The sequence below is a fragment of the Anaerococcus sp. HMSC075B03 genome, assembly GCF_001815585.1.
Classification (GTDB): Bacteria; Bacillota; Clostridia; order Tissierellales; family Peptoniphilaceae; genus Anaerococcus; species Anaerococcus vaginalis.
The window spans coordinates 144,194-167,629 of record NZ_KV821198.1 but is presented as its reverse complement, the minus strand read 5'-3'; the positions used below and the strand labels follow the sequence as shown (position 1 = coordinate 167,629).

The window sequence follows — 23,436 nt, the reverse complement described above, 5'->3', positions numbered from 1 at the left end:
ACCAACCTCATATTATCGAAAGATTTTCATTTTTATTATAAATGTTAAATCTTTCTCCTCTTGCAAAACCTATTAAATTTATATTTTTCTCCCTTGCCAAATCAACTGCAAAACTTGTTGGGCATGACTGGGAAATAAGAAGGTTAAAACCTATATTTGAAATTTTTTCCAAAATTATTTCACTAATCCTACAAGATGTAAAAATAAATTTATCAGATAGGTCAATTTCATTTTTTAAAATATAGCCAATTAATTTATCAACGGCATTGCTTCTTGAAACATCTTCTTCAAATTTTATAATCTCATAATTTTTTACAAGGGCACAAGAATGAGCTCCACCTGTTCTTTTAAAAATTTCGGACTCATTTTGAAATCTTTTGGAAAAATCAAATAATTTTTCCCTATCAATCGTTTGATTTTTAATTTCCCTAGTCTTCTTTTTAGATTTTTCTTTGTATAATTCAACATAGGCTTTGTTCTCTTCTATTTTTAAATTTTTAATATCACTTATTGAATTAATAATATTTTCGCTATAAAGATGGCCTATGACAAGATTTTCTGTTTCAACCGGAGTACAAGTTAATCTTGTAAATTTTTCCCCATTTACATAAATTTCTATAGGGTATTCAACAATGACCTCATCCATCAAGTTTAAATCCACATCTTTTTCAATTTTTTCAATTTGGAATTTTTTAACTGAATTCATTTTTACTCTCTTCTATAAATTTTTTCCAATCATCAGGATAATTTAGATTTTTAAAAATTTTATCGAAATTTTCAATATTTTTTATCTCTTCTTTTTTTATCACAGTAGGAGAAATTTCTCTTAAAAATCCATTCAAACTGCGTCCGCCATTTTTTATATATTTTTCCAAATCTTTTGCCAATTCTTTTTTATAAAGGGCAAAAAATGGCTCATAATATTTTTTATTTTTGTAGGCCAAAATTTTTTCATAGGATTTTTCCTTTAAAAAATCAATATAAGCCTGATTAAAATATGGCATATCGCAGGCAATCAAGAAATTATCCTCATTTTTTGCATAAATAAGGCCACTATACAATCCTGCACAGGGGCCAATATTTTTTATTATATCTTCTTTTATTAGTATATCATTTTTATAATTTTTATACCTATTTTCAAAAAAGTTTTTTTCATTTGACAAAATTATGATTTGATCAAAATTTTTTGCCAAGTTTTCTATAATGGTGTCAATCAAATAGACACCATTGTAGGATAACTTTTGTTTATCAACCCCCATCCTTGTACTTTTTCCGCCGCAAAGAAGGAGAGCCGTCATTTTTTTATTTCCCATCAGCCACCCCAGCTAATGTTCATGTATTGATCCATCAACTTATCATATTCTTTTTTGAAAATATTTGCGTGTTCATCTTCCCAACTAGAAAAATTTTCCAAAATTTCTTTTAATTGTCCATCATCAACTTTTTTTGCCATTGATTTATAATAATCCCTAAAATCTTCCTCAATAAGATATGCCATTCTTAAAACATTCATATCAGGAATCATGGATTGTTCCAAATTTTGGTCCAAATTTTCGCTTTCTTTTCTTTGGTCAAAAAATTCTTCCGCATTGTCTTTTGGCAAAGTCAAATCTTTTTCATCAACATCCTCTCCCTTGTATTTGGAAAGAAGATTTTTTAGATATTCATAATGACCCCACTCAATTTTTGATAATTTTTTAAAAACTGCTTGAGTTTGTAGATTTTGACTTTTTTCTGCATTATCTTTATAAAAATTGTGCCCATATAGTTCCATTTCCATGGCAAGGCTAATTATTTTTATTGGATCATACATAAGAGCCCCTTTCTATTTTTTCAATCATAACACTTGCAACTTTAAGCTCAGGAATTTTTGCAATTGGATCAAGAATTGGATTTGTCAGCCTATTTGCTGGTCCATCAACATAATGGAAAGGCATAAATACAACTCCTGGATTTATTTTTTCCGTTACTTTCGCATAAGATTCCACACTTCCACGTCTTGATGAAACTTTAATTTTTTCACCATTTTTTATATTGTAAATTTTTGCAGTTTGTGGGGAAATTTCTATATAAGATTTTCCTGCAATTTCACTTAATCCTTCAATTTTTCCTGTCATAGTTCTTGTATGATATTGGTAAAGCATTCTTCCAGTTGTAAGAATCAACGGATATTTTTCATCTGGCAATTCCTTGCTCTCTTCATAATCAATTGGTACAAAAAGTCCCTTGCCCCTTGCCATTGTATTTTTGTGTAAATATTTTGTTCCAGGGTGGTCTTTGTTTGTACAAGGCCATTGAAGAGATTCTTTTTTAAGTCTTTTGTAAGAAATTCCACCGTAAGAAGGTGTGCAAGCTGCAATTTCATCCATAATTTCACTAGGATTTTCATAATATTCTTCATATCCCAAAAGAGTAGAAATTTCCATCAAAATTTGCCAGTCAGCTTTGGAATCTCCAATTGGATCAATTGCCTTATTTATTCTTTGAATTCTTCTTTCTGTATTTGTAAAAGTTCCGTCTTTTTCTGCAAAGGATGCTGCCGGTAAAACTACATCAGCAAATTCTGCTGTTTCAGATAAGAAAATATCTTGAACAAGTAAAAAATCTAATTTTTTCAAGGCTTCCTTGATATGATTTTGGTCTGGATCTGAAATCATAGGATTTTCTCCCATTATATATAAAAATGAAAGATCTCCTTTATCTGCCGCATCCATCATCTCTGTAATTGTTAGGCCCTTTTTATATGGAAGATCTCTTTTCCAAAACTCTCCCATTCTCTCTCTTACAGGGTCAATAAATACTTTTTGATATCCTGTATAATCTGTTGGAAGAGCTCCCATATCGCAAGCTCCTTGAACGTTATTTTGTCCTCTCAAAGGATTTATTCCTGTTGACTCAAAACCAACATTTCCTGTAAGCATTTGTAGGTTTGAAGTTGACCTTACTCCGTTTGTTCCTGAAGAATGTTGGGTAATTCCCATTGAATAATACAAAGCTCCCTTGTTTGCTTTTGCATACATTCTTGCAGCTTTTATCAAATCATCTTTGTTTATGTGGCAAATTTCTGCAACAAGATCTGGTGTATATTTTTCTACAGTTTTTCTAAATTCTTCAAACCCTTCGCATCTTTCATTTATATAATCCATATCGTGAAGATTTTCTTTTAAAATTATATGCATTAGGCCGTTTAAAACCGCAATATTTGTTCCAGGTTTTATTTGTAAATAAATATCTGCATAATCTGCAAGTTCAATTTCCCTAGGATCTATAACTATAAGTTTTGCCCCTTCTTTTACTCTTTTTTTGATTTTTGTTCCAATAACTGGGTGATTTTCTGTTGTATTTGTTCCAATTATTATAAAGGCATCTGTTCCTTCAATTTCTGAAATACTGTTGGTCATTGCTCCACTTCCAAGAGTGTTTGCAAGACCTGCCACGGTTGAGGCGTGGCAAAGACGAGCACAGTGATCGACATTATTTGTTTTGAAAACTGTTCTTACAAATTTTTGGAAAAGATAATTTTCCTCATTTGTACATCTTGCTGAAGAAAATCCACCAAATCCATCTGGACCTTTTTTCTCCATTGTCTCATCATATTTTTCTTTTATTAATCTGTAGGCTTCTTGCCAAGATGCTTCAACTAATTTTCCATTTTTTCTGATAAGAGGTTTTGTAAGTCTATAAGGATGGTTTACAAATTTGTGGGCAAATTTTCCCTTTACACACAAAAGTCCATCATTTGGAATTGTATTTATAGGTTCAACCTCAACTATCCTATTTCCTTTTATAAGTAAATTTATTTGGCAGCCTACTCCACAATATGAGCAAGTTGTTTGAACTTTACGAACTTCCCAATACCTAAACTTATCTTCTTCATATTTTTTCTTAGGATTTAAGGCTCCAACAGGGCATGCTGAAACACAATTTCCACAAGAAACACAATCTGAAAAACCAAGTCCCTTATCCATTGGTGTTCCAATATATGTATCAAATCCCCTATCAACAAAACTTATGGCGTTGCTATTTTGGAGATTATTGCACACACTTACACAAATCCCACATTTTATACATTTATTAGGATCGTAAGAATAAAATTTATTTGAAAAATCAATTGGTAAATCTTTTATCTCTCTTTTAAAAGATCCCTCACTTATTCCATACTCGTAGCAATAATTTTGTAATTTACATTTTCCAGACTTATCACAAGATAAGCAATCATTTGGATGGTTTGAAAATAATAAATCCAAAATTTCTCTTCTCATTTTCATTATTTTTTCACTGTGAGTGTAAATTTTCATCCCATCTTTTATTTTTTGTGAACAAGCTGTAACTGGAGTTTTGTATCCTTCGATTTCAACAATACAAAGTCTACAAGCTCCATTTGGCAAAAGTCTTTCATCCTTACAAAGGGTTGGAATTTCTATGCCAATTTCCTTACAAAATTCAAGAATAGTCTTAGGAGTATCAAGATTATATTCAAAATCATTAATTATGACTTTCATATTATTCTCCTTTATCTTCTATTTTTTCAATTTTTTTATAAACATTATTTAAACCTATGACAGTCATCCAATTAGTTTCTTTAAACTCTCCAGCCCCTTTCATGTATGGTTTATCTGGATTATCCAAAAACATCAATTCTGTCATCATTCTTCCCTTTAAACAAAGTGGTCTTCCAGGACCAGGTTTTTTTGCACTTACCGCAATATTTTTTCCATTTTTTGAATGAAGATTAAAATCACATCCATAATCGCAAACCTTGCACTTAACCTCCCTTGTTTCTCCTTCAAAATTTCTAATTTTTCCCATAAGTCTTCTATCAACCAAAGCTCCTACTGGACAAATTGAAACGCACCTGTTACATGAAACACAATAGGAATGAGCAAAATCATCTCCCAAATCACAAGCTATATAAGAATCATATCCCCTGTCGGCAAAAGATAAAATCGCTCTTTCTTCTACTTGTTTACAAATTTGTACGCATTTTCCACAAAGAATACATTTTGAATTGTCTTTATAAATATATGGGCTTGATAAATCATATTTTTCTTCTCTTTTTGCCCCATCATGGTCCCTGAATTTTACATCATATTCGTAGGCATATTTTTGTAGAAGACAAGTTCCAGCTTTTTGACAAGTTAGGCAATCATTTGGATGAGAATCTAGCAAAAGTTGCAAAATATTTCTTCTTTTTTCTCTTAATTCTTCCGTTTGAGTTTTTACTTCCATCCCATCATTTGCCCTTGCTGAACAAGATGTTTCGATTTTACTTCTACCGTTTTTTGTAATTTCAACTATACAAAGTCTACATCCACCAAAGGCTTCAAGACTTGGATCATAGCAAATCGCAGGAATTTCTATCTCATTTTCTCTTGCTATATCCAAAACAAACCTATCTTTTTGAGTTTTTATTTCTTTTCCATCAATTTTTATTGTAATATCTGTCATAAGATCATCCCTTTACTACAGCTTTTGGTTTTATTGGACAAACATTATAGCAAGTTCCACACTTGATACATTTTTCTTGATCAATTGTATGTTTTTCTTTAACTTTTCCACTAATACATCCAACAGGACAATTTCTCTTACAAGTTCCACATCCTATACAATTATCTTCGATTTTATAGGATAATAATGCCTTACAAGATCCAGCTGGACAGTGTTTATTTTCAATATGGTCTATGTATTCATCCCTATAATATTTCAATGTAGAAATTACTGGAAAGGCTGCTGATTTTCCCAAGCCACAAAGAGAAGCCTCTGTTACCAATTCGCTTAACTCTTCAAGCCTATCAATATCTTCCATTTTTCCCTTTCCTGCTACGATTCTTTCAAGAATTTCCAAAATTCTCTTTGTTCCCTCCCTACAAGGAACGCATTTTCCACAGGATTCATCACAAGTAAAGTCGAGGAAAAATCTTGCTATGTCAACCATACAAGTATTTTCATCCATAACTACCATTCCACCTGAACCCATTATAGAATTTAATTCTTTTAGGGTTTCATAATCTACAGATGAATCTAAATATTTTGCAGGAATACATCCACCAGATGGACCACCTGTTTGAACAGCTTTTAATTCTTTGTCGCCTTCAATTCCTCCGCCCAAATCATAAATAATTTCTCTTAAAGTTGTTCCCATAGGAACTTCGATCAATCCACTGTTTTTTACATCTCCAACCAAGGAGAAAACTTTTGTTCCAGGAGATTTTTCCGTACCAATGCTTCTGTACCAATCAGCACCATTTATAATAATTTGAGCTACATTTGCCAAAGTTTCTACGTTATTTATAACTGTAGGTTTTTGCCACAAGCCCCTAAAGGCTGTACGGTGGATTTTAACTCTTGGCATTCCTCTTTTGCCTTCAATTGATTCCATCAAAGCTGTAGATTCTCCACAAACAAAAGCACCTGAACCTAGCCTTAATTCAATTGTAAAATTAAAACCAGAATCCATTATATTTTTTCCTAGAAAACCTTTTTCTTCAGCATCTTTTATAGCATATTTTAAACTTTCAACAGCCTTTGGATATTCAGCCCTTACATAAATAAATCCTTCATCACTTCCAATTGCATAACCTGCAATAGCCATTGCCTCAAGAACTGAATGTGGATCATTTTCAAGAATTGACCTATCCATATAAGCACCAGGGTCTCCCTCGTCGGCGTTACAAATTATATATTTTTTATCTACATCATAATCATAAGCAGTTTGCCATTTTTTCCCAGTAGGAAAACCAGCTCCACCTCTTCCACGAAGCATTGAATTTGAAATAATTTCAATAATTTCTTTCCTATCCATTTCTGATAAGGCCTTATGTAGGGCAAAATATCCGCCCCTTGCTATGTACTCATCAATACTTCTTGGATCAATAACCCCACAATTTCTAAGGGCAATTTTAACCTGAATATTATCAGTTTTTTTAAGTTTTTCTGGGTGAGAAACTTGTGTATTTTCTTTTATTTTTTCAAGATATTCCAAATTTAACATAATTCACCTACTTATTTTCTTCCAAAACTTTAGAAACATCATCTTTTGTAAAATGTTCTACTTGCTCGCCATTTATTTCAACAACTGGTGCTGCCCCACAATTTCCAAGACATCTTGTCTCTGAAATAGAAAATTTTCCATCAGGAGTGGTCTCGCCCTTTTTTATACCAAGTCTTTGTTCAAATTCATTTAAAATATCCGCAGCCCCTTTTACATAACAAGCTGTTCCAAGACATATATGTATATCAGTTTTTCCCTTTGGTATAAAGGTAAATTGTGAATAAAAAGTTGCAACCCCATAAACTTCTGCTAGGGGAATATTTAGTTTATTTGAAATAAGTTCCATCATCTCATCTGGCAAATATCCAAATATACTTTGAGCCTCTTGTAAAATTGGCATCAAAGGACCTTTTCTATCCTTGTTTTTTTCTATAAATCTTTTAAATTCATTAATTTTTTCCCTGTTTTCTTCTTTATCAAAAACAAAATTTCCTTTTATAGTTTTCATATTTAATCCTCTTTTTTTCTCAATGATAACCAATAAGCTAAACCTACAAAAATTCCTCCACCAACAATATTTCCAAGTGTTACTGGGAGTAAATTATGGATGAAAAATCCTGACCAATTTAGTGTGTTAAGTCCATCACCAAGTCCACTTGCAGCCGCATAAGCTGGAACTGATTTTGCAAAAATTCCTGCTGGAATGTAATACATATTTGCAATACTATGTTCAAAACCAGAAAGAACAAATAACATTACTGGGAAAAATGCACAAAGCATTTTGCCAACTTGACTATCAGATCCAAAAGACATCCAAACAGCCAAACAAACTAGCCAGTTACAAAAAATACCAAGGATAAAAGCCTCAGAAAATCCAAGATTTACCTTAGAATTTGCAATCAAAATTGTTCTTGCCCCAAGCATAGAATCGCATGCATTCCATTGACCTGATTTCATCATTAAAAATGCTACAAAAACCGATCCAATAAAATTACCCAAATAAACAATACCCCAAGCTCTCAATAGCTCTTTTATATTGATTTTTTTGTCATATACAGAAATAAGCATTAAATTATTTCCAGTAAAAAGCTCAGCCCCTGCAATAAGAACAAAAATTAAACCCGGAGTAAAGCACAAGCCTTGAACTAATTTGCCAAGTCCCAAAGTATCTTTATTTGCCAACAAATTAAAAGATGCATAGCTTGATCCTGCCGCTGCAAAAGCGATGAAAGCTCCTGCTAAAAATGAAAGGATAAAAAGTCTTTTTGTGTTTGCCCTAGCCTTTTTTACATAAGCATTACTGACCTTGTCCAAAATCTCATCTGGTCCTAAAATATTTGCCATAGCTCCTCCTTTTTATTTAAAATCATATAGACATATTTTTATATATTAAAACTATACTTAATTAAATTTTAAATCTTTTCAATGATTAAGTCAATCGATTTCATTAAATCTTCATATATGTTTTAATTTTAACAATTAATTTATATTTATATCTAAGAAATCTTTTTCCTAAATCGGTATTTTTTACGAAGTGAATTTTAAACTATCAGCCAATCTTATGATTTTACTTTATAAATATCGCTTTTAATCTACCAAAATGAAAAAGAGGCAAGACAAACTTACCTCTTAATTTATTATTTTCTTATTTATTTTTAACTTATTATATAGTTTTACATACTTAATTTTTCTTTTTATTTAGCTTCTTTAACTTTATTAGTTTCTTCAGTTTTATCTTCAGCTGGAGATTCAACTGGAGCTTCTTCTACAACAGTTTCTTCAACCTTTTCAGGTTCTTCTTTAGTTTCTTCTACTGGTTTAGCTTCTTCTACTACGGGTTCAGCTATAGTAGATGGTTGTTCTTCAACTTTTTCTTCTACAACAGGTTCTTCTTTTTCTTCTGTAGGTGTTTCTACAGGTTTTTCTGGTTCTGGAGTAGGGTTTTCTTCCTCTGGGAAGTCTGGAGTATCTTTTGTATGCTCTTTTTGGTCTCTATCAAAGATAGGTTGACTTTCCTTAGAAACTGAGTATAAAGAATAATAGGTATAATTACCATTATCGTATGCTCCTATATACCAATCTTGACCATAACCTTTCTCTTTATCATAAGTCATTTGAAGTTTATGTTGAGGAGAGTTCTTTAAGCCCTCAATTACAGTACTTCCGTCATCTCCTGTCATTCTTCTAGCTACAACCTCATTATACTCACAGTAATGACCAAATGTATCATTATCTGCCATCATCTTAGCATATGTTTGGTCGTAATGAATATTAGTTTTTAAGCTTAAAGATGCTCTGAAAGCTATTAAGTCTTGAGCTACTTGCATAGCTGCTTCTTTTTGCCATCCTAGTTTTCTTTCTCCCAATGTTCCAACAGCTTTAAGACCAATTACTGGATCTACAACATTTTTATTTGTTTCTGACCAATCAGAATACTTAACTGTACCGTCTGAGTAAACTGTTTTTGTTCTAGAATAAGTATAAGTTGTGTAACCTTTAGCACCCTCTTCTAGAATCTTTGTTTGACCTCTTGGCATAGTGTCATCTTCTATTTCATTATAATAAAAGTCTACAAAATCTTTATCTTCTGTTTTTGTCTCTGTTTCAGTACTTACAACAGTAACTTCTGGTTTTTCTGGGTCTACAGGTTTTTCTTCTTTAGTACCCACTACTTTTATTCCATTTACTGGTTTTATAACTTGTTTATTTTCAATAGTCCAATCTGAATACTTAACTGTGCCATCTGAATAAGTGTCTTTGCTTCTTTTCATAGTATAGATTGTGTAACCTCTTACACCCTCTTTTTCTATTCTTTCTTCGCCTTTAGCAAGAGTATTATCTTCTTTTATAGTATATGTGAAATCTTTATAATCTCTTTTTTCAGATTTATTTTCAACTTCAGATTTAACCAACTTAACTTCTGGCTTTTCTGGTGTTACTGGTTTATCTGGTTTATCTGGAGTTACAGGTTTATCAGGTTTAGCTGGTTTTTCTGGCTCTACAGGTTTCTCAGTACCCCCTTGAGATGGGTTACTTGGATTTACTGGCTTACTAGGTTTATTAGGTGTTACTGGTTTGCTTGGATTAGCTGGTTTTGATGGTTTATAGTAATTATTTCCACTATTACCAGTTTTTTTAGTATTTACAATACCTGAAATTGTTCCATTATTACTAGAATTTGCTCTTGCAACTTTCTTATTTTCATTTACTATAGAATTTACAGTCTTATTATCTTTGTTTTCATCTTCTTTAGTTTTTTTATTATCTTCTTTTTCTTCTTTCTTATTCTCATTTTTCTTGTCATTTGATTTAACATTACTATCATCAACCGAATTGTAATCCAAATTACTACTTAATTTATCAGATACTACGCTAGGCTTATTATCTATTTTTTTATCCTTAGTCTTATCTGTTCCATCAAGAAAACTACATCTTGAAAATAAGCCAATACTTAACAAAACTGCTGCTGGAATTATTATTTTTTTCTTATTCTCTTTTTTCATAAAATTCTCCTTATTATAATTTTATAAATTAATTTCTTACCACTACACCAAAATCCATTGTTGAAATTGAAAAGTTTTTAAAAATAAATTTTAAGTAGATATTTACTTTTCATCCACAAAACATTATGCAATAATTTGTTTATTATATTATAATGTATACATATATATATATATATATGCTTTCATTTCTATTGTTTATATTTTAAATCTTTTTAATATACTTGTCAATATCTTTCTTAAAATATTTACTATATGCTTTATCTTAGAATATTAATTTAAAATTTTTGCATAAAATAAATTATTCTTAATATTTTTATAAGAAATAAAAGCGGCTGTTGCAAAATAATTTATTCATATTTTGCAATAGCCACTTAAAATTTAATTTGTCTATTAATAACAAATCCCCTATAATGAATTTATAGGAAAGGAGAATTTTATGAATTCTAAAGAAAATTACAGACAATATATTCACGCTCTTCCTTGTGCTGCAAGTTTAGTTTTGCTTATTCAATATTTGGCTTTTTTTTACATTTATAAAAACAGTCAACAAGAATCTTTGACAAGATCATTAATTTATTCCCTAGGATTTTTGATTTTTTCCATATTTCTAGCAAAAGTTCAAAAAGTTAATTTTGATTTAAAAAATATAAAATACAAAAAACTAACTATAATTTTATTATCGGTATTTATAGTTTTAAATTTAATAAACACAATATAAAAGAGCCAGCTTATGCTGGCTCTTATTTTTTATTCATTTAGAGCTTCTTTTTCTCTATTTTCTACTTCTTCTATATTCATTTGGATTTGTGCATCTTCAAGGTCTTTATTTTCATAGTTTATATCAAAGTCATTGTAGACTTTCATTCCTGTACCTGCTGGTATTAGTTTTCCTATGATTATATTTTCTTTTAGTCCTTTTAAATCATCAACTTTTCCTTTTATTGATGCATCCGTAAGAACTCTTGTTGTTTCTTGGAAAGATGCTGCTGATAACCAAGATTCTGTAGCAAGTGATGCTTTTGTAATTCCTAGAAGTTGTTGAGAATATTTACATGGCTTTTTGCCTTCTTCTTCCATTTGTTCATTTGCAATTCTTACTTCTCTAATTTCTTGCAATGAACCTGGTAAAAATTCTGTATCTCCAGCATCTTCTATTTTTACTTTTTTAAGCATTTGCTTTGTAATAACTTCTATATGTCTATCGTCAATTTCTACACCTTGAAGTCTGTAAACTTTTTGAACTTCTTTGGTTATATAATCTTGAACTCCAACTTTTCCCAAAACTTTTAGTACATCGTGTGGATCAAGGGAACCTTCTGTAAGTTGTTGTCCTTTCTCAACCACATCTCCTTCTGATACTAATAGTCTTGCTCCAAATGGAATATTATATTTTTTAGAATATCCATCTTCTGATAAAATTTCAACATCAGTTTTCTTTTCATTTTGAATTAATGAAACTGTACCAGAATTTTCTGCAATGAAAGCAAGTCCTTTTGGTTTTCTTGCTTCAAACAACTCTTCAACCCTTGGAAGACCTTGAGTAATTCCTACTCCAGCGATTCCTCCTGAGTGGAAGGTTCTCATTGTAAGCTGAGTACCTGGTTCTCCGATTGATTGAGCAGCTATAATTCCTACAGCCTCTCCAATATTTACTTTTTTGCCTGTAGCAAGGTTTCTACCATAACATTTTTCACAAACGCCATGTTTAGATTTACATTCTAGGACTGAACGAAGTTTAACTTCTTTAATTCCATTTGCTACAATGTTGTCAGCCTTATCTTCGTCAATAATTTGATTTTTACTAACTATAAGTTCCCCATCATTATCATAAATATCTTCAAATGATGTACGTCCTACAATTCTTGTAAATAAATTTTCGATTAATTCGTTGCCATCTTTAAATTCACGAGCAACTACATATCCATCTGTACCACAATCATCTTCTGTTACAATAACATCTTGAGAAATATCTACCATTCTTCTTGTCAAATATCCTGAATCGGCAGTTCTTAAAGCTGTATCTGTAAGTCCCTTACGTGAACCGTGGGTTGAAATAAAGTATTCTTGTACTGAAAGTCCTTCACGGAAGTTAGCCTTTATAGGAATTTCTATGATTTTTCCATCAGCTCTTGACATAAGTCCACGCATTCCGCCTAATTGTCTAATTTGGTTTGTAGAACCACGGGCTCCAGAATCTGCAAATATTTTAATATTATTGTCAGATTTTAATTCATCAAGAAGAGCTGCTGTTACTTCATCAGTTGCTTCTCTCCAAATATCAATAACTTTTTCATATCTTTCGTTATCAGTTATAAATCCACGTCTATAAAGTTTTTCATATTTATCAACTTCTTCATCAGCTTTTGAAACTATATCCCATTTTTGATGTGGAATTGTAACGTCTGACATAGAAACTGTTAGTCCTGATAAAGTTGAGAACTTATAGCCTGTTGATTTTATATAATCTAGAACTGAAGCTGTTTTAATATTTCCATGTTTTCTAAAGCAGCGATCAACAATTTCTTTTAATACACCAGATGATGTAACTTGATCAACTTCTAGAGAATATGGATCTTCTTTTCTATTTACATATCCTAAATCTTGTGGAATTCCTTCATTGTAGATAAATCTACCAACTGAAGAATTTACAATTTTTCCAGGATCTTTTTCATCTTTTTTAATTCTTACTCCAACTTTTGTTTGAAGGGTAACATCATGATTTAAAAGAGCTTTTTTCATTTCTGAAATATTTTCAAAAATCATTCCTTCGCCCTTTGCACCTTCTTTTATAGTTGTTAGATAATATGCACCAAGAACCATATCTTGGGATGGAGTTGTAATTGCCTTACCATCTTTTAGACCAAGAATATTGTTTGTTGACATCATCAAAAGTCTTGCTTCAATTTGTGCTTCATTTGATAAAGGCAAATGTATTGCCATTTGGTCCCCATCAAAGTCCGCATTAAAAGCAGGACAAGCAAGTGGATGAAGTTTCATCGCCTTTCCTTCAACCAAAACCGGTTCAAAGGCTTGGATACCAAGTCTGTGAAGTGTAGGAGCACGGTTTAATAATACTGGATGGTCTTTTATTACATCTTCAAGTATTTCATATACTCTTGGATCTTTTTTCTCTACCATTTTCTTTGCAGATTTTAAATTATGAGCAAAATCTTTTTCTACAACCTTATTCATTATAAAAGGTTTAAATAATTCTAGAGCCATCTCTTGTGGCAAACCACATTGGTTAAATTTAAGATTTGGACCTACAACTATTACAGAACGGCCTGAATAATCTACCCTTTTACCCAATAAGTTTTGTCTAAATCTACCGCTTTTTCCCTTTAATAAATCTGATAGAGATTTCATATTTCTATTTGATGCACCTGTTACAGCACGACCACGTCTACCATTATCTATAAGAGCATCGACAGCTTCTTGGAGCATTCTTTTTTCATTTCTTACAATGATTTCTGGAGCTCCAATATCAAGAAGTCTTTTTAATCTGTTATTTCTATTTATAACTCTTCTATATAAATCATTTAAATCACTTGTTGCAAATCTTCCACCTTCAAGTTGAACCATTGGTCTAAGTTCTGGTGGCATAACTGGAAGTACATCAAGTATCATCCATTCTGGTTTATTGCCACTTGTTAAAAATGCGTCGACAACTTCAAGTCTTCTTGAAATCCTTACTTTCTTTTGTCCTTTTGCATCTTCAAGTTCTTTCATTAAAGATTCATATTCTTTTTTAAGATCCATGTTAGCAAGAAGTTTTTTAACAGCTTCTGCTCCCATTTCAGCTTGAAATTCTGTATCATCTGGATAATTATCTAGAGCCTCTGAATATTCGCTTTCAGATAATTCTTGTTTTTCGTAATATTCAGTTTCTCCTGGATTTATTACTACATAGGATGCGAAGTATAATATTTTTTCCAAAACTCTTGGACTCATATCTAATAGTAAACCCATTTTTGAAGGGATTCCTTTGAAATACCATATATGACTTACAGGAGCTGCAAGTTCAATATGTCCCATTCTTTCACGTCTTACTTTAGATTTTGTTACTTCAACACCACATTTTTCGCAAACAACACCCTTATATCTAATTCTCTTGTATTTACCACAAGAGCATTCATAATCCTTGGTTGGTCCAAAAATTTTCTCACAGAATAAACCATCTTTTTCAGGTTTAAGTGTTCTGTAATTTATAGTTTCTGGTTTTTTTACTTCGCCATGGGACCATGATCTGATTTTTTCAGGAGATGCTATTTTCATCCTCATAGCACCAAATTCTTGTAATTCTGACAAAAAATCCCCCTTAATCTTCTAGCTCTTCTATATCTTCATTAGTAGAATCAGTTACTTCTACTTTTTCCTCTTCTTTTGCTGAAAGATTTGCTCCACTGAGTTTTTTTGATTGACTTCTAATTTTTGATGCATCAATCTTTTCAACTTCTGAGAACTTATCTTGTTCATCTATATTTTCTTTAATTTCAATTACGTTTCCATCTTCATCTAAAAGCTCAACATCTAAGGCTAGAGATTGTAATTCTTTTACCAATACCTTGAAAGATTCAGGTGTGCCTGGTTCAGGAACATTTTCTCCCTTAACAATTGCTTCGTAAGTTTTAACTCTTCCTGTAACATCATCTGATTTTACAGTCAACATTTCTTGAAGAGTATGGCTTGCTCCGTATGCTTCAAGAGCCCAAACTTCCATTTCTCCAAATCTTTGTCCACCAAATTGTGCCTTACCACCTAGAGGTTGTTGGGTTACAAGTGAGTAAGGTCCAATACTTCTAGCGTGAATTTTTTCTTCAACCATGTGATGAAGTTTTAGCATATACATAACTCCAACTGTAACTGGATTATCAAATTCTTCTCCAGTTCTACCATCACGAAGTCTGATTTTTCCAGTTTTATTTACATAAGGAGCTGTCTTTTGAGCTTCTTCTAAGGCTTCTTCTATTTCTGTATCCAAAGCGCCATCAAATACTGGTGTAGCAATCTTCCATCCCATAGTTCTTGCAGCAAGTCCCATGTGAACTTCTAAAACTTGTCCGATATTCATACGTGAAGGAATACCTAATGGATTCAAACAAATTTGAATTGGAGTTCCGTCTGGTAGGAAAGGCATATCTTCTCTTGGCATAATTCTTGAGACTACACCCTTGTTACCGTGTCTACCACACATTTTATCTCCAACCATAATTTTTCTTTTGGTTGCTACAAATACTCTTATTACTTTGTTTACACCTGGAGATAACTCATCTCCATCTTTTTTGTTATATTCTTTTACATCAACAACAATACCACTTTCTCCGTGTGGAACTGTAAGTGATGTGTCACGAACTTCACGAGCTTTTTCTCCAAAGATAGCTCTTAATAATCTTTCTTCTGGAGATAGTTCAGTTTCTCCTTTTGGCGAAACTTTTCCTACCAAAATATCTCCACTTTTAACTTCAGCACCGATTCTTATAACTCCATTTTCATCAAGATTTTTCTTCATGTCATCGCCAACATTTGGAATATCTTTTGTTATTTCTTCAGCGCCAAGTTTTGTTTCACGAGCTTCGCATTCATGCTCTTCTATGTGAACTGATGTAAGAACATCATCCATTACTAATTGTTCATTTAAAAGCATAGCATCTTCGTAGTTATATCCTTCCCATGTTGTAAAAGCAATGAGAATATTTTTACCAAGGGCAAGCTCTCCTTGTTCTGTTGAAGGACCATCTGCAATTATTTCGTTTGCGTCAACATGTTCTCCAAGTTTTACAATTGGTCTTTGGTTAATTGTTGTTCCTTGGTTAGCACGTCTAAATTTAAGAAGTCTATAATAATCAATTTCTCCATCCGAATCTCTTTTGATTCTAATTTTTTCATCTCCAACATATACAACTTCTCCAGCATTTTTGCTTACTACACAAACACCAGAATCTTTTGCAGCCCTATGTTCAATTCCTGTAGCAACTATTGGTGCTTGGGATTTTAAAAGAGGAACTGCTTGTCTTTGCATGTTGGCACCCATCAAAGCACGAGTTGAATCGTCGTTTTCCAAGAAAGGAATCAAACTAGCTCCAACTGATACGATTTGTTGAGGAGAAACGTCCATGTATTCAACTTTTTCTCTTGGATAAATATCATTTTCTCCATTTATACCACGTCCTGAAACACGGTCATTTATAAATCTATTATTTTCATCAAGTGGCTCGTTAGCTTGGGCAATTATGAAATTATCTTCAACATCTGCTGTTAGATAATCTATTTCATCTGTTACGTGTCCATCTTTTCCAACTTTTCTGTAAGGTGTTTCAATAAATCCATATTTATTAATTCTTGCATAAGTTGTAAGAGATGTGATTAGACCGATGTTTGGTCCTTCTGGAGTTTCTATTGGACAAATTCTTCCGTAGTGGGAATCGTGAACGTCCCTTACTTCTACTCCTGCCCTATCTCTTGAAAGTCCACCTGGTCCTAAAGCTGATAATCTTCTTTTGTGAGTTAGCTCACTCATTGGATTTGTTTGATCCATAAATTGTGAAAGCTGACTTGAGCCGAAAAATTCTTTTATTACAGCTGTTACTGGTTTTATATTTATAAGTCCTTGAGGAGTTGCAAGGTCAGGATCTTGAGTTGTCATTCTTTCTCTTACAACTCTTTCCATTCTTGCAAGACCAATTCTAAATTGGTTTTGTAATAATTCTCCAACGCCTCTAACTCTTCTATTTCCTAAGTGGTCAATATCATCAACATCGCCTATTCCTTCAAAAAGGTTAAATTGATAATTTACTGCAGCAAGAATATCAGATTTTACAATATTTTTTGGACAAAGTTCTTTCTTTCTTCTTTCAATTTCATTTATAATTGATTCTTTATCTTCATTTTCATCAAGTATTTCTCTCATTACTGGATAATATACTTTTTCTGATAATTCAAGATCTTCAAGATCAAATCCTTCTAATTCTTCAAAAGAATCAAGATAAACAAAGTGGTTTCCACAAATTCTTAATTCTTTGTCCTCACCGTTTTCTTGTTTTACAATTATGTCTACAACATTAATTCCGCTATTTTCTATATTAAGAGCAGTTTGTCTATCTATCATTTCTCCAGCTTTTACAAAAAGCTCGCCTGTTTCATCACTTACTACATCTTTTGCAGAAATTTGATCAATAAGCCTTTCGTGTAAAGCTAGTTTCTTGTTGTATTTGTATCTTCCTACTTTAGCAAGGTCATATCTTCTATCATCGAATAAAAGATTATTTATTAAATTTTGTGCAGATTCTAGACTGGCAGGGTCTCCTGGTTTTAATTTTTTGTAAATTTCTATTAAAGCTTCTTCGCTTGTTTCTGAATTTTCTTTTTCAAGAGTGTTTCTTAAATGTTCAGTATCTCCTAAAGCTTCAATTATTTCTTCATCATTTTCAAAAAGTAAAGCTCTTACAAGAGTTGTAGCTGGAAGTTTTCTTGTACGATCAAGTCTTACATTTACTGTATGAGATGCATCAGTATCAAATTCAATCCATGCTCCTCTGTTAGGTATAACTGTTGAAGAATACATTTTATTTCCTGATTTATCAAGCTCTGATGCATAATAAACTCCAGGACTTCTTACAAGCTGACTTACAATAACTCTTTCAGCACCATTTATTACAAAAGTTGCTGAGTCTGTCATCATTGGGAAATCTCCCATAAATACTTCTTGCTCTTTTACTTCTTCAGTTTCCTTATTAATAAGCCTAGCCTTAACTTTAAGGTCTCTAGAATATGTTGTGTCTTTGTATTTTGCTTCTTCTATTGTATACTTTGTTTCATCATCAAAATCATATCCAACAAATTCAAGTATTAAATTGCCATTATAATCTTCGATTGGGGAAATATCTTCCAAGATTTCTCCCAAGCCTTCTTCGACAAACCACCTATAAGAATCCTTTTGAACTTTTAATAGGTTTGGCAAATCAAGAACTTGAGGAAATTTAGAAAAGCTAACACGTTCAGTTTTACCAAATAACTCTTTATGATATTGCACTATAAATTACTCCTTTATCTTGCTTTTAGCCTAAAACTTTGCTTATGACCTTTTATGTAATTTCTAGGCTTAAAATAGAAAACTAAGCCTTTTTTACATAAATAAAAAATCTCGCTAAATTAGAATTCTAGCAATTGTTTATTATATCACTACACGCTAGTAAATGTCAAATAATTTAGGAGATTTTTCAAATTATTTTTTAATCTCTATTTGATTTTCACTTACTATATATTTTTTTGTAAATTTGTCAAATAAATCAGTATATATAATTTGTTTTTATCTTATGATTTTTGCCTTGTAATTTTTCTTTAGGATAACCAAGTATAAGACCATGAACTGGCTAGAAATTTTCTTCTAAATTTAATTTTTTGATAAATCTTGCATCTTTATCGAATCTTTCAAACATTCCTCTTATATAACAAGAGCCTATTTCAAGATCTGTTGCTTTTAGTGCCATATTTTCTATAATGCAAGCTGTATCTTCAAGTCTTGTTATGTGACCTTCTTTTGCTGAAATTATTATTAAATATGGAGCTGAATAAATCGGATTTGCTTTTGGATCATTTACAATTTCTCTAGCTTCTTCTAAAATTTCTTGAATTAAATCCTTATTGCTTATTACAGTTATTGCCATATTTTCGTATAAGCTATTTCCAACTGGGGCTTTTACTCCTGCATCTACAATTTTTTCTAGATTATTTTTTTCAATTTTTTTATCTATATATTTTCTTGTTGAAACTCTTGCATCTATTACCTTGTCAAAATCCATAAATATCTCCCTTCTTTTCTTTTATTATACTATAAAATTTTTTATCAAAAATCGTTTTTTATAGATAAGTAGATTTTGTATATTTGTGGTATAATTAATTTAAATAGGAGGATTTAATGAAAAAAATTAGTAAGTTTTTTTTAGGACTAGCATCAATTTATTATTTGTTTATTAGCTTGGCACTTTTTTTGGCAAGTTTGTTTTCTTTATTGGTAAATAGGAATTATGTTTTTGCCATTTTTGATTTGTTAGGCTTTTCAAATATTTCGCTTGAAATAATTAAACCTATTTTGTTTGTGATGCTTTTTTTGTTATTTATATTAATCGCATCTGTAGATAGGAAGATTTTTAAATCTATAAAATTTGGGGAATATTTTTTATTTAATATTTTTACAGGATTTTTCTTTATTTTTATTTCTATTATCGGCCATGTGTTTTTTAGGGATAAAATTTTTGTTGTATCTTATCTTTTTAATATTTTCCTTATTATTGGTTCTATGATTGGTCTTAGGGAAAAAAGCAAAGTTTATTATGATGAAGAAAATTCCAATGAAATAAATCTTGATGATAATAAAACTTTTGAAAAAATAAATGAAGATGAAAAAGAAATTGAAATTTCTGATAAAAATTCCAAAGAAAATAAGATAGAAGAAAATCCTCAAGTTTTTGTTAAAAAAGATGAGGGAAATACAAATCAAAAAGATATTGTAAGTAATAGAAAAGAAGATACAGAAAATAAGTAAGTTGTTTTGAATTTAATATAGGTATAGAAAAGAGAAAAAGTAAGGTTAGCCTTGCTTTTTTTTGAAATTATTATGAAAGGGTTTGTTATGAACGAAAAATATTTAAATCTTCTTAGAGAAAATTATCCAAGTAGGACTCATTTGGTTGATGAATTAATTGGTTTAAACGCAAAATTATATCTTCCAAAGGGAACTGAGTACTTTTTTTCTGATCTTCATGGAGAGGCTAAGGCTTTTATTCATCTTTTAAGGTCGGCTGCTGGAAATATTAGAGATAAGACTAAGCAATATTTTGGCGATACTCTTATCAAAAAAGACCAAGACGATTTGGCAAGTTTGATTTATAATCCGGAAAGAGAACTTGTAAGATTAAAGGAAGAAAATATTGTTGATGATGATTGGTACACAATTAATATTCACAGACTTGTAAATTTGTTTAGGTTTGTTTCTACAAAATATCCAAAAGATACAGTAAAAGAAAAATTTCCTACAAATTACAAGGAAATTATCGATGAACTTTTGTACACAAATGATTCTGAATTTAATAAAAAACTATATTATGAAAAGATAATTGAAAATATTATAAAATATAAGGCTGCTGATGATTTTATTATTGTTTTATCAAGCCTAATCCAAAGAATTTCTGTTGATAGCCTCCATATAGTTGGAGATATTTACGACAGGGGTCCTGAGCCTCATGTTATTATGGATGAATTGATTGCTTTTCCTAATGTTGATATACAATGGGGAAATCATGATCTTGCTTGGATGGGAGCTGTTAGTGGAAATAAAGCTTTGATTGCAGCTTGCCTTTGCAATGCATTTTCCTACAATAATTTTGACTTTATTGAAGAAGGTTATGGAATAAATTTAAGACCACTTTATGAATTTTCGATGAAAACTTATAGGGATGACCCATGTGAGAGATTTATGCCGAAAATTTTTGAAGAAAATATTTATGACAAGGTAAATAAGGATGTGGCTGCAAAAATGTATAAGGCTATGAGTGTAATTAGGTTTAAACTAGATAGCTTGCTTATTGAGAGAAATCCAGATTTTAATATGGATGATAGAAATTCATTAAAACATATTAATTTTGATGAAATGACCTATAAGGGAGCAAAACTCCTTGATACAAATTTCCCAACTATTGACCCAAAAAATCCTAGTAAATTAACCTATGAGGAAGAATTTATTATAGATACCCTCCAAAAAGAATTTTCAAAAAACCTTCTTTTAAATAAGCACATTAAATTTATGTACACAAATGGTTCAATGTACAAAAAATCCAACGGCTCACTTTTATTTCACGGCTGTATTCCAATGGATTCTGATGGAAATTTCCAAGAAGTAATTATAAATGGCAAATCCTATAAAGGAAAAGCCATGCTTGATATTTTTGATAAGCTTGCAAGAGATGCTTATTTTTCAAATGATTCAAAGAAAAAAGAATTTGCTCAAGATATTTGCTGGTATTTGGTTTGTGGCAAAAAATCTCCAATTTTTGGCAAAAGTCAATATTCATATTTTGAAAATTTATTGGTTGATGATAAAAATTTAAAATACGAAGAAATGAATGCCTATTATGATTTAAATAAAAAAGAAGAAATTTGCGATAAAATTTTGGATGAATTTGATTTAAAATGCGAAAGAAGAAGAATCATAAACGGCCATGTTCCAGTAAGAGTCAAAGAAGGTAAAAAACCCGTAAGAGCAAACGGTAAATTATATGTAATTGACGGTGGAATTTCAAAACCCTACCAAAAAAAGACAGGCATTGCAGGCTACACTTTGATGTATAATTCCCACCACGTAGCCCTTGCAGAACACGTTTCATATTCACACATTAGAGATAACATGGGAGCCTACACTCCAAAAATTTACGAAACAGAAAAACTTATTCCAAGAATGCTTATAAAAGATACAGACGATGGAGAAAAAATAAGAGCAAGGATAGAAGTTTTGAAAGAATTATTGGAAGTTATAGATAAGGGCAAAAATATTTCAAATAAATAATAAACAAGAAAAAAATCTTCAAGTTTTGCTTGAAGATTTTTTTGTTTTTATTTTTTGCTTTTCTTTGATAGTAAGAAGTATCCAGCTCCTGCAAGGATTAAAACTACAAGAACTATACCTGCTGATTTTACTCCTGTTCTTACAAAGGAACGACTTCTTTTTGTAGCTCCACCTTTTTTTGCAACTTGAATTTTTCTTACTCTTGCTGTATTCGCTATAGCTTTTTCTATTTCGGATTTTAATTTTTTTATGCTATCCATATTAGAATCAGCCTTATCTGGTAATCCATTAATTAAATCAGCATATTTTTTTTGATTTGATGCAGATAATTTGCCCTTATTTTTTTCAAAATAATCAACAAGTTTTTTGTGTTCAGCCATAAACTTATCTCCATTAAGATTGTTGTAAGCTGTATTATAAGAATTTACCAAATCATCTATATTATTAACTTCTTCCTTGTTTTGAAGTCTGCTGTAAGCTTTCTTTATAGCATCAAGACTTTGATTGAAATTATTTTTCAAACTTTCATCTGATTTTTTATAAAAATACTCACTTTTTGTTTTTTCTTCTTCATCTATAATTTCTTTTAAGGTTTTAAGATTTTTTTGTCTATTTTCTTCTTTTACTTTTTCATTGTAAGCATCAACTTTTTTATTTAATCTTTCAATGGCTTTTTCTACTTTTTCTAGATTTGAATTAGCATCATCCAAAACTGATTTTTCTGCTTTTAAATCAATGTCAAAGTTTTTATTTTTTTCTAAGCCGTCTTTTAAGATGTCCTTGAACTTTTTTAAGTCTTTATTGTAATTTTCAATGTTTGTTTTAATAGTTTTAAGATTTTCTATTTGTTTTTTATAATCTTCATAAGTACCATCGGCATCTTTATAGGAATCAAGTTCTTTTTTCAAATCATCAGACAAAGATTCAGCTTTTAAGTTGAAAACTTCTTTTTTCAAATCTTCGTATTGTTTTTTTATATAAGTTAATTTAATACTATCAATAGATTTTAAAATTTCTTCTTTTTTCTCTTCTACATTTTCAACTTTTAAATCTTCAATTAATTTTTTATATTCGTCTTGACCTTCTTTTGTATATTGCTTAAATTCTTCTGAATTTACAAAGTCTTTAGCTTTTTGTATAAACTCCTCTGGACTTAATTCTTCTTTTTTATTCATCATCTCTTCAGCATAAGCAACATTTGCCTTATTTGAAATCATGCTATTAATTGGCGAAAATGCCAAAGACATACTTAGAGCCAAAAATAATATTTTTTTACTTTTTTTCATTGTTCCCCTCTCCTGTTTAACTTCTATTTATGATTATATCAAATTTTCAAAAAAAATTGTAGTAGAATAGGAAATTTATCACAAAAATAAAAAAGTTTT

General features: G+C 30.9%; 16 protein-coding genes. 3 read left to right on the top strand and 13 right to left on the bottom strand.

Annotated elements, in window-relative coordinates:
• Nucleotides 1-7 precede the first annotated feature (7 nt).
• From HMPREF3045_RS07510 to HMPREF3045_RS09340, 9 genes are all read right to left on the bottom strand, one after another.
• Complete coding sequence (locus HMPREF3045_RS07510; RefSeq protein WP_070738349.1) at nucleotides 8-706, bottom strand: formate dehydrogenase accessory sulfurtransferase FdhD; 699 nt, start codon at nucleotides 704-706, stop codon at nucleotides 8-10.
• Nucleotides 693-1,313 (bottom strand): molybdenum cofactor guanylyltransferase, encoded by a 621-nt coding sequence (locus tag HMPREF3045_RS07505; RefSeq protein WP_070738347.1) that lies wholly within the window; start codon nucleotides 1,311-1,313, stop codon nucleotides 693-695. The genes HMPREF3045_RS07510 and HMPREF3045_RS07505 overlap by 14 nt, the downstream gene beginning before the upstream one ends.
• Complete coding sequence (locus HMPREF3045_RS07500; protein WP_070738345.1) at nucleotides 1,313-1,813, bottom strand: ferritin family protein; 501 nt, start codon at nucleotides 1,811-1,813, stop codon at nucleotides 1,313-1,315. The genes HMPREF3045_RS07505 and HMPREF3045_RS07500 overlap by 1 nt, the downstream gene beginning before the upstream one ends.
• The gene (gene fdhF, locus HMPREF3045_RS07495) at nucleotides 1,806-4,502 is read right to left on the bottom strand and encodes a formate dehydrogenase subunit alpha (RefSeq protein WP_070738343.1); all 2,697 of its coding nucleotides are present in this window, start codon (nucleotides 4,500-4,502) and stop codon (nucleotides 1,806-1,808) included. The genes HMPREF3045_RS07500 and fdhF overlap by 8 nt, the downstream gene beginning before the upstream one ends.
• A gap of 1 nt (nucleotide 4,503) precedes the next feature.
• Entirely contained in the window at nucleotides 4,504-5,448 is a 945-nt protein-coding gene (locus tag HMPREF3045_RS07490) for a 2Fe-2S iron-sulfur cluster-binding protein (RefSeq protein ID WP_070738341.1), read from the bottom strand.
• A 4-nt stretch (nucleotides 5,449-5,452) separates the two neighbouring features.
• Nucleotides 5,453-6,991, bottom strand: coding sequence for an NADH-ubiquinone oxidoreductase-F iron-sulfur binding region domain-containing protein (locus tag HMPREF3045_RS07485; RefSeq protein ID WP_070738339.1), 1,539 nt, complete (start codon nucleotides 6,989-6,991; stop codon nucleotides 5,453-5,455).
• 7 nt (nucleotides 6,992-6,998) lie between these two features.
• Nucleotides 6,999-7,499, bottom strand: a complete 501-nt coding sequence (gene nuoE / locus HMPREF3045_RS07480) for an NADH-quinone oxidoreductase subunit NuoE (protein WP_070640638.1) — start codon at nucleotides 7,497-7,499, stop codon at nucleotides 6,999-7,001.
• 2 nt (nucleotides 7,500-7,501) lie between these two features.
• A complete protein-coding gene (locus HMPREF3045_RS07475; RefSeq protein WP_070738337.1) occupies nucleotides 7,502-8,335 on the bottom strand; it encodes a formate/nitrite transporter family protein in 834 nt (277 codons plus the stop codon).
• Nucleotides 8,336-8,685: 350 nt separating this feature from the next.
• Nucleotides 8,686-10,494, bottom strand: a complete 1,809-nt coding sequence (locus HMPREF3045_RS09340) for a G5 domain-containing protein (protein ID WP_070738334.1) — start codon at nucleotides 10,492-10,494, stop codon at nucleotides 8,686-8,688.
• Nucleotides 10,495-10,930: 436 nt separating this feature from the next.
• On the opposite strand from HMPREF3045_RS09340, the gene HMPREF3045_RS07465 reads away from it, so the two are divergent.
• Nucleotides 10,931-11,212 carry a hypothetical protein gene (locus HMPREF3045_RS07465; protein WP_070738332.1) on the top strand — a complete coding sequence of 94 codons (282 nt, stop codon included), beginning with the start codon at nucleotides 10,931-10,933 and terminating at the stop codon, nucleotides 11,210-11,212.
• Between the two features lie 29 nt (nucleotides 11,213-11,241).
• Here HMPREF3045_RS07465 and rpoC read toward each other — a convergent pair whose 3' ends face one another.
• The 3 genes from rpoC to HMPREF3045_RS07450 form a co-directional block, all read right to left on the bottom strand.
• Nucleotides 11,242-14,802: a DNA-directed RNA polymerase subunit beta' gene (rpoC, locus tag HMPREF3045_RS07460; RefSeq protein ID WP_070738330.1), complete on the bottom strand. Its 3,561-nt coding sequence runs from the start codon at nucleotides 14,800-14,802 to the stop codon at nucleotides 11,242-11,244.
• A gap of 10 nt (nucleotides 14,803-14,812) precedes the next feature.
• Nucleotides 14,813-18,523 carry a DNA-directed RNA polymerase subunit beta gene (locus HMPREF3045_RS07455; protein ID WP_070738328.1) on the bottom strand — a complete coding sequence of 1,237 codons (3,711 nt, stop codon included), beginning with the start codon at nucleotides 18,521-18,523 and terminating at the stop codon, nucleotides 14,813-14,815.
• Nucleotides 18,524-18,863: 340 nt separating this feature from the next.
• A complete protein-coding gene (locus HMPREF3045_RS07450; RefSeq protein ID WP_257244389.1) occupies nucleotides 18,864-19,292 on the bottom strand; it encodes a nitroreductase family protein in 429 nt (142 codons plus the stop codon).
• Nucleotides 19,293-19,408: 116 nt separating this feature from the next.
• On the opposite strand from HMPREF3045_RS07450, the gene HMPREF3045_RS07445 reads away from it, so the two are divergent.
• Together HMPREF3045_RS07445 and HMPREF3045_RS07440 are read left to right on the top strand one after the other, a co-directional pair.
• On the top strand, nucleotides 19,409-20,035 hold the full coding sequence (locus HMPREF3045_RS07445) for a hypothetical protein (protein ID WP_070738326.1): 627 nt from the start codon (nucleotides 19,409-19,411) through the stop codon (nucleotides 20,033-20,035).
• Nucleotides 20,036-20,122: 87 nt separating this feature from the next.
• Nucleotides 20,123-22,051 carry a fructose-bisphosphatase class III gene (locus HMPREF3045_RS07440; protein WP_070738324.1) on the top strand — a complete coding sequence of 643 codons (1,929 nt, stop codon included), beginning with the start codon at nucleotides 20,123-20,125 and terminating at the stop codon, nucleotides 22,049-22,051.
• Nucleotides 22,052-22,098: 47 nt separating this feature from the next.
• On the opposite strand, the gene HMPREF3045_RS07435 is transcribed toward HMPREF3045_RS07440, so the two are convergent.
• Entirely contained in the window at nucleotides 22,099-23,337 is a 1,239-nt protein-coding gene (locus HMPREF3045_RS07435; RefSeq protein WP_070738322.1) for a synaptonemal complex protein 1, read from the bottom strand.
• Nucleotides 23,338-23,436 lie beyond the last annotated feature (99 nt).

What these genes read in the sequence shown, in the direction of transcription:
- HMPREF3045_RS07510 (WP_070738349.1), bottom strand. Translation starts at nt 706, where the DNA reads ATGAATTCAGTTAAAAAATTCCAAATTGAAAAAATTGAAAAAGATGTG.
- HMPREF3045_RS07505 (WP_070738347.1), bottom strand. Translation starts at nt 1,313, where the DNA reads ATGGGAAATAAAAAAATGACGGCTCTCCTTCTTTGCGGCGGAAAAAGT.
- HMPREF3045_RS07500 (WP_070738345.1), bottom strand. Translation starts at nt 1,813, where the DNA reads ATGTATGATCCAATAAAAATAATTAGCCTTGCCATGGAAATGGAACTA.
- fdhF (WP_070738343.1), bottom strand. Translation starts at nt 4,502, where the DNA reads ATGAAAGTCATAATTAATGATTTTGAATATAATCTTGATACTCCTAAG.
- HMPREF3045_RS07490 (WP_070738341.1), bottom strand. Translation starts at nt 5,448, where the DNA reads ATGACAGATATTACAATAAAAATTGATGGAAAAGAAATAAAAACTCAA.
- HMPREF3045_RS07485 (WP_070738339.1), bottom strand. Translation starts at nt 6,991, where the DNA reads ATGTTAAATTTGGAATATCTTGAAAAAATAAAAGAAAATACACAAGTT.
- nuoE (WP_070640638.1), bottom strand. Translation starts at nt 7,499, where the DNA reads ATGAAAACTATAAAAGGAAATTTTGTTTTTGATAAAGAAGAAAACAGG.
- HMPREF3045_RS07475 (WP_070738337.1), bottom strand. Translation starts at nt 8,335, where the DNA reads ATGGCAAATATTTTAGGACCAGATGAGATTTTGGACAAGGTCAGTAAT.
- HMPREF3045_RS09340 (WP_070738334.1), bottom strand. Translation starts at nt 10,494, where the DNA reads ATGAAAAAAGAGAATAAGAAAAAAATAATAATTCCAGCAGCAGTTTTG.
- HMPREF3045_RS07465 (WP_070738332.1), top strand. Translation starts at nt 10,931, where the DNA reads ATGAATTCTAAAGAAAATTACAGACAATATATTCACGCTCTTCCTTGT.
- HMPREF3045_RS07450 (WP_257244389.1), bottom strand. Translation starts at nt 19,292, where the DNA reads ATGGATTTTGACAAGGTAATAGATGCAAGAGTTTCAACAAGAAAATAT.
- HMPREF3045_RS07445 (WP_070738326.1), top strand. Translation starts at nt 19,409, where the DNA reads ATGAAAAAAATTAGTAAGTTTTTTTTAGGACTAGCATCAATTTATTAT.
- HMPREF3045_RS07440 (WP_070738324.1), top strand. Translation starts at nt 20,123, where the DNA reads ATGAACGAAAAATATTTAAATCTTCTTAGAGAAAATTATCCAAGTAGG.
- HMPREF3045_RS07435 (WP_070738322.1), bottom strand. Translation starts at nt 23,337, where the DNA reads ATGAAAAAAAGTAAAAAAATATTATTTTTGGCTCTAAGTATGTCTTTG.